This window comes from Bacteroidota bacterium (assembly GCA_034723125.1).
GTDB lineage: Bacteria > Bacteroidota > Bacteroidia > CAILMK01 > JAAYUY01 > JAYEOP01.
Genome location: JAYEOP010000482.1, coordinates 2,361 through 8,506 on the forward strand (window position 1 = coordinate 2,361; position 6,146 = coordinate 8,506).

At 30.0% G+C, this 6,146-nt stretch carries 6 protein-coding genes; all 6 read right to left on the reverse strand.

Translation table 11 applies throughout. From position 1 onward, the window contains the following. Positions 1-177: 177 nt before the first annotated feature. Positions 178-912, reverse strand: coding sequence for an outer membrane lipoprotein-sorting protein (locus tag U9R42_12530; protein MEA3496844.1), 735 nt, complete (start codon positions 910-912; stop codon positions 178-180). A 377-nt stretch (positions 913-1,289) separates the two neighbouring features. Continuing rightward, positions 1,290-2,564 carry an FtsX-like permease family protein gene (locus tag U9R42_12535; protein MEA3496845.1) on the reverse strand — a complete coding sequence of 425 codons (1,275 nt, stop codon included), beginning with the start codon at positions 2,562-2,564 and terminating at the stop codon, positions 1,290-1,292. Beyond that, entirely contained in the window at positions 2,561-3,730 is a 1,170-nt protein-coding gene (locus U9R42_12540; protein ID MEA3496846.1) for an FtsX-like permease family protein, read from the reverse strand. Before U9R42_12540 ends, U9R42_12535 begins: the two co-directional genes overlap by 4 nt. Before the next feature lie 13 nt (positions 3,731-3,743). Further along, entirely contained in the window at positions 3,744-4,442 is a 699-nt protein-coding gene (locus U9R42_12545; protein ID MEA3496847.1) for an ABC transporter ATP-binding protein, read from the reverse strand. 30 nt (positions 4,443-4,472) lie between these two features. Continuing rightward, positions 4,473-5,627, reverse strand: a complete 1,155-nt coding sequence (locus U9R42_12550) for a hypothetical protein (GenBank protein ID MEA3496848.1) — start codon at positions 5,625-5,627, stop codon at positions 4,473-4,475. Then, positions 5,628-5,861 (reverse strand): TetR/AcrR family transcriptional regulator, encoded by a 234-nt coding sequence (locus tag U9R42_12555; GenBank protein MEA3496849.1) that lies wholly within the window; start codon positions 5,859-5,861, stop codon positions 5,628-5,630. Positions 5,862-6,146 lie beyond the last annotated feature (285 nt).

A 6,146-nucleotide genomic window follows, 5' to 3' on the forward strand; every position in this document is an offset into this window, starting at 1 on the left:
AAAATTGGTTAAAATCCAATGATAAAATCAAATAAAAATGGTTAGAATCCAATGATGAAATTGAACAAAATTGGTTAGAATCCAAGGTTACTTTTTTGATGCCGAAAACACACGAATATTTTTTTATTAAGAGAACTTCCCTTAAGGTTATTGTTTTACAATGTTTTAAGCAAAAACTTATTTTTTCAAAGCCGCTTTGGTAAATAAATATTCAGATATTTCCTGATTAAATTTTATTTCTTTAATAATAAACTCTGTTCCCTCTCCTTTTTTAAGTACATCTTTAAAAACTATTTTTGTAGGATACCATCTGCCTTCAATCTTTTTTATATTACTGAGTGTTGTTTTCTTAAGCAATTGTCCACTTTTCGCAAACAATTCTTCTTTTAAAGGAACATAGCGATTTTTATCAACCCAGATTTTTCGTTTTTGATAAGTTACATCTTTTTTTATTGCAATAAGCTCAATTATCCAACAATCTCTTTCATCATATATTTCCTCCCCTATTACTTTTGCATTATAAATTTCTGATAATTTGCTATCATCCATCATGTCTTCATACGAAAGGTCAGATCCCATTAAAGATTGTTTGAGCATGTGCCCTGCAATTTTTATTGTCCTATCGGTTGATGGCGAATAAATCCAAAGCTCATCTTCCAACTTAAGCATTTTAGTGCCTTGTTGCCTTGCAGGTGAAAGATACTCTGTAAAAGACTTATTCTCACCTACGGAATATGTTTTAGAAGCAATTGTACGAGTAACTCTCCTACCATGTATTAGCATTTCAGAAGTAAATACTCTGTTTTCTGACGACATATTTTTATCAATCTTATCAAGAATTGCTTTTGCATCAGGGTTTTGAGCAAAAGCAAACGAGCATGTAAGTAGCAGTAGTAATGTTATAAGTTTCATAGTTTAATTTGTTTATTTGTTTATCTGTTTATCTGTTTATCTGTTTATCTGTTTATTTGTTTATCCGTAACTCCTAACTTTAAGTACTTTAGACATTTTTTTTTATTTCTCGCAAAGACGCTAAGAACGCAAAGAGATTTTTTTTATTTGTTTATCCGATACACTAACTCTAAGTACTTTAGGCACTTTAAGTACTTCTTTTTGTTTATTCGTAACACATAACTTTTACCTTTTAGTTTTTACCTTTTAGTTTTCAACTCTAAGTACTTCTTCTTGTTTATTCGTAACACATAACCTTTTACCTTTTAGTTTTTACCTTTTAGTTTTCAACTCTAAGTACTTCTTTTTGTTTATCATTTATTCTCCTTTTCGCTCTTTCAAGTCTCAAGTTCTTTAAACAATTGAGCTGTTTTTCTTTTATAAATACCAATTCCAGATAACATACTTCCTAAGACCGTTGAAATTACTCCAGGTAAAAATCCAATATAAAAAGTTTCTGTAGTTATTCTAGCTTTATAAACAGAAGGAAGCATAATTGTTGCATTTTTCGTAAAAGAACTTACATCAAGTCCTTTTTCTTGTAAATAATAAGCCAAAACAAGGGCGACCATAGTTCCAATAACAGAGCCTATTATTCCTACAAGTACCGATTCATAAATTAGTGTTTTGTAGATATGTTTTTTTTCTTCTCCAATTGCTAACCTTACACCAAATTCACCATATCTGCGTAATCCTCCTAACAAACCTGCATTCCATAGAATCAGAGACATGATAATTACAAAAACAAAAGTAATTATTGCTGAAATTTTTGATGAAAAATCAACGAACATTCCCATTTCATTTTGATCCCGTAAGCTTAGCATTTTGGGTGAAAAAATATCTGTTGAATCATTATTAATTTTATTGTAAGTTGCAATTATTTCTTCACTTTTCTCCTGATCAAAATATCCTGTTTTAAAAAATCCAAGAATTTCACTTGTAGCATTTTTCATATCTAATGCTTTTCGTATATCGGTAATGTCAACAATTATAGCTCCTTTATCTAAAATTGTAGTACCAAACTCTACCATTCCTGCAATTCTAAAGTTATACATCGACAATTCACCATACATACTTGAGCCAATAAAAGTTACTTTATCTCCTATTCCTACTTTTAACTTATTGGCAAAATTTTTACTTATCAATATTTCTCCCGGATTTTTAGGAATACTTCCTTTTTTTAATGATTTTTTAATATTCAACCTTTGAAGTTCATCACTATTTTCTGAAAACAAATCAATTCCAAATCCTGTTGTTGTACCTTGAACTCTTGTTTCTCCGTTTTTATCAGGTACATCAATTAGTCCACCAAAAAGTATTCTCTCTACCCATTGTATTTCAGGATAATTCGTTTTCAAATCATTGTTAATAGATTTTATATCCATTAGTGCCAAATCATTAGGGCGTTGATTGATATTTTTTTCATACCCATTGGTAAGTATTTTTACGTGACCTGTTGAAAAATTGGCATTAAATTCAATACTCTCACCCATAATACCTGTAAGCCAAGATTGAAATAACACAGTAAGAAAAACACCTATTGATACTACAATAATTGGTAAAACACTTCTATTTCTATCTCTTATTACTCCTTTAAATAAAAATCTAATCATTGTACTTTCCCCCTTAATGCTTCTGTTGGTTTCATTTTTGAAATTTTTCTTGATGGCCAATAACTAACTATTGTTGTAGCAATCATAACAATTAATATTGTTGTTATTACTAAGCTCACTCCATATTTAGGATACATTATTTCCGCCATAGGAAGTCCATAATCATCGCCTTCCATTGGCATAGTAATACCGGTTTTTGCTTGCCACGACAAAAATGGAATTCCGTAAATAGCTCCCATTATTAAAGCAAGTACCGAATGAAAAGCACCTTCAACGGTAAATAAACCTACCACCTGAGATTTTGTCATTCCCATTGCTACATAAGTACCAATTTCTTTTTGTCTTCTAAAAATAGAAAGGATTTGAGTATCAAAAATAGCAAGTAGAGCCAGTAAAAGCAAAATACCATAAAACACAGCCCCGCCTACAGATTTCATTTTAATAAGTTCTGTAATATCCGTTAATAAAAACTTTTGACTTTTATAAATCCAATTTTCCGTTTGCATACTTTCCATAGGCTCTTTTTGAACAAAGATAGTTGCTTCATTTTTTCCTTTCATCATTTCTTGCAAACTTTCAATTGGTATCCAAATTTGACTGTTATCAACAGTTGGAGCATTGGTTTTAAAAATACCTGTAATTTTTATATTTGTAGCATCAAAGGTTCCATTTACGTCTCTCCATCTAAGCATAACATTATCACCTATTTTAAAGTCATTTGATTTTGCCATCTTAGTTCCGATAACAGCAGGAATAAAACCATCTTCAATTAAAAATTTATCAGTAGGTATTTTAAGTATGTCCTGATTTTTATCAATTCCTTTTATCAAAATACTTTGCATCCTTCCTTCGGGGTAAATGGTTCCTTGTGTTATAAGTATAGGTGTAATATTTCCACTTTTAATATGTTTTTTAAAAGCATCAGGAATTTTTGAATGACTTTCTTCAAGAGTAAAAGGGTCAAAAGGGTCATAATTTTTATTCCATAATTGTCCACCACCATATTCCCATGCAATTAAATCAGTAGTTGCTTGAGCATCCCAGCCATCAAGCATTCCTTTGTGCCAAATAATTACAACAAAGGAAAGAGACAATACAAATACAATAAGCCATGTTCTTAAGCCGGCTCCTATTAAATTTCGATATGCTAATTTTAATGCAAGCATAATTATGTCCTCCTTATTTTTTTATAATTTCATCATTTGCAACAGCTCCATCTTCCAATTTAATTGTTCTATGCAAATAACCAATTACTTTTTCATCATGTGTAGCAAAAATAAAAGTTGTTTTTAACTCTTTGTTAAGTTTTTCCATTGTTTGAATAATGTGATGAGAATTTTCTGCATCAAGGTTTGCCGTTGGTTCATCAGCAAGTACAATTTGTGGTTTTTTTACCATTGCCCTTGCAATTGCCACACGCTGACATTCACCTCCCGAAAGCTGTGCCGGTCTTGATTTCATTTTGTCAGTTATTCCAAGCCAATCAAGAGCTTCCATAACCATTTCTTTTCTTTTTGTTGCATTTATTTTCATTAAAAGTAAAGGAAATTCAACATTTTCATAAACCGTGTGTACTGCTAAAAGATTATAATTTTGAAATATGAAACCAAAATGGTATTTGCGTAATTTTGCAGATGTTTTTGCGGTTAGCTCATTAATATTTTCTCCTAAAACAATAGCTTCTCCTTCTGAAGGATTATCGAGTGAACCGATAATGTTTAACAAAGTAGTTTTGCCTGAGCCTGAGGGTCCTATAATGCCTGTAAACTCTCCTTTATTAAAATCTAAATTAATGTTATTAAGAGCAGTAAACTTTCCACTTCCCATTGAGTAGTGCTTGGCAAGCCCTTTAATAGTAATTATTTTTTCATTTTCCATTTCAATATATTTAAATGTTCATTTTTTTAATTAAAAATTATATACAGCCATCAACTGTAAGCCTTTTCCTGCAAATAAATTTTGTTCAGCGTTATAATTAAACAGCTTAAAAGATTCCGGATTCCAAAATGCCATTAAATAAAAACTCCAGTAATCATAAGTTCTTTGAAAATTAATGAATCTGTATAAGCTTTGATCATTCCAATTATAAAATACAATCGTTGATATGTTATTCATTAAATCCAAAGGATAATTAATTGAAAATGAAGAGAATTTTGCAAATTTATCACTTGCAAACAAATTATCGGATTGACTTAAATAAAAGAATTCTGTTAATACATTCAAGCCATTTCCTAATCCGAAAGTATAATCCAATCCAAGTGTAAATGAATGTTCATAAAGCATTGGACGTGGTATTTTTGTTATCTCATTCTTTTTAACAACAAGCTCAAACCAAAGCCCAACTCCTAAATCCCACTTGCCGTCTATTCCAATTTTGTTTTCGGGAAACATCCTGTGTTCTGTACTATCGAGGATAAATGAGTTTAAATTTGCTGTTCGATGGTGAATGCTAACACCTGCCTCTCCTTTTGGAATTGGAAATTGTATTCTCCCTCCTATTTCGGGTTTATCTTTTTCCGATTCAATAACTTCCCAACCTTTAATATTATCATTTCCATACAATGTCCAAATCCAAATGTTTGCATTGTTTTTAAAATAATATCTTCCGAGAATTCCATTTACTCCTGTTGTAAGTTGTAAAGGATCGCGAGGGTCAACTTGGTCGAACCACATCAATGGACGTAATATGCTTGCAGTACCGAAATTTATCTTTTGTAAGCCTACTCGTAGTTCAAATTGATTTGAACTTAATCTTGCCCATAAGCGATAGGGTCTTATATTATCAAAATTGTCTTGAAACTCCCAGTCTTTATAAAACCAAAATGTTGTTGAATTAAAAGAACCTTCAAAATCAAATTTTAGTTTTTCATTTAATGACTTTTCAATATTAATTGTAGGAATAAAACGTACACCAAATTGACAATCAACTTTTTCATTAAAGTTAAATGTTGACCAGCCATCAAGAATACCTTTTGTTGTAGTTTTAAATTTTTGTGCTTGCACTGCAAATGCAAACAACATAAGAAAAGTAATAAAACAATATTTTACAAATTTAATTTTCATTTAAATATTATCAGTTTTTGTTGGTAATATTCCATAAAAAAAGGAATACATTATTTCTTTTATCATTTCCTGAGAATTTGAATAAAGTTGTGTTAAATGTTTATAGAATGTTTTTTTACTAATAATTGCCTCAGTACATATTTCTTCAATTTTAACCCTTTTAATGCCATGCTTCCAAAAAAGTGCCTTTGCTGTTTTTAATATTTGCTTATATTTTATACCGTCAGCCTTCATTAAAAATTTATATTTTACAGTGAACAAATGTATATATTTTTTGCGAAAATAGTTAATTTTTATTAATAATAATGAGTCTTCTCTAATATGTTAGAAAAATAGAAGAATTGCCACTAAGACAGTAAGACACAAAGAATAAACAATCAAGGTAATAATTATTACTCAAGTTTCGCATTTGAATATAAAGAATTGACATTCGGAAACTTATTAAATGTCGAGTTGTGATAACATAAAGAAAATCAATAGTATAATAATTCCATAATGAATTGTTTCATACTTTGTGAT

Bases quoted from the DNA above. Each gene is read 5' to 3' on its own strand.
- U9R42_12530 (MEA3496844.1), bottom strand. From the start codon at position 912: ATGAAACTTATAACATTACTACTGCTACTTACATGCTCGTTTGCTTTT.
- U9R42_12535 (MEA3496845.1), bottom strand. From the start codon at position 2,564: ATGATTAGATTTTTATTTAAAGGAGTAATAAGAGATAGAAATAGAAGT.
- U9R42_12540 (MEA3496846.1), bottom strand. From the start codon at position 3,730: ATGCTTGCATTAAAATTAGCATATCGAAATTTAATAGGAGCCGGCTTA.
- U9R42_12545 (MEA3496847.1), bottom strand. From the start codon at position 4,442: ATGGAAAATGAAAAAATAATTACTATTAAAGGGCTTGCCAAGCACTAC.
- U9R42_12550 (MEA3496848.1), bottom strand. From the start codon at position 5,627: ATGAAAATTAAATTTGTAAAATATTGTTTTATTACTTTTCTTATGTTG.
- U9R42_12555 (MEA3496849.1), bottom strand. From the start codon at position 5,861: ATGAAGGCTGACGGTATAAAATATAAGCAAATATTAAAAACAGCAAAG.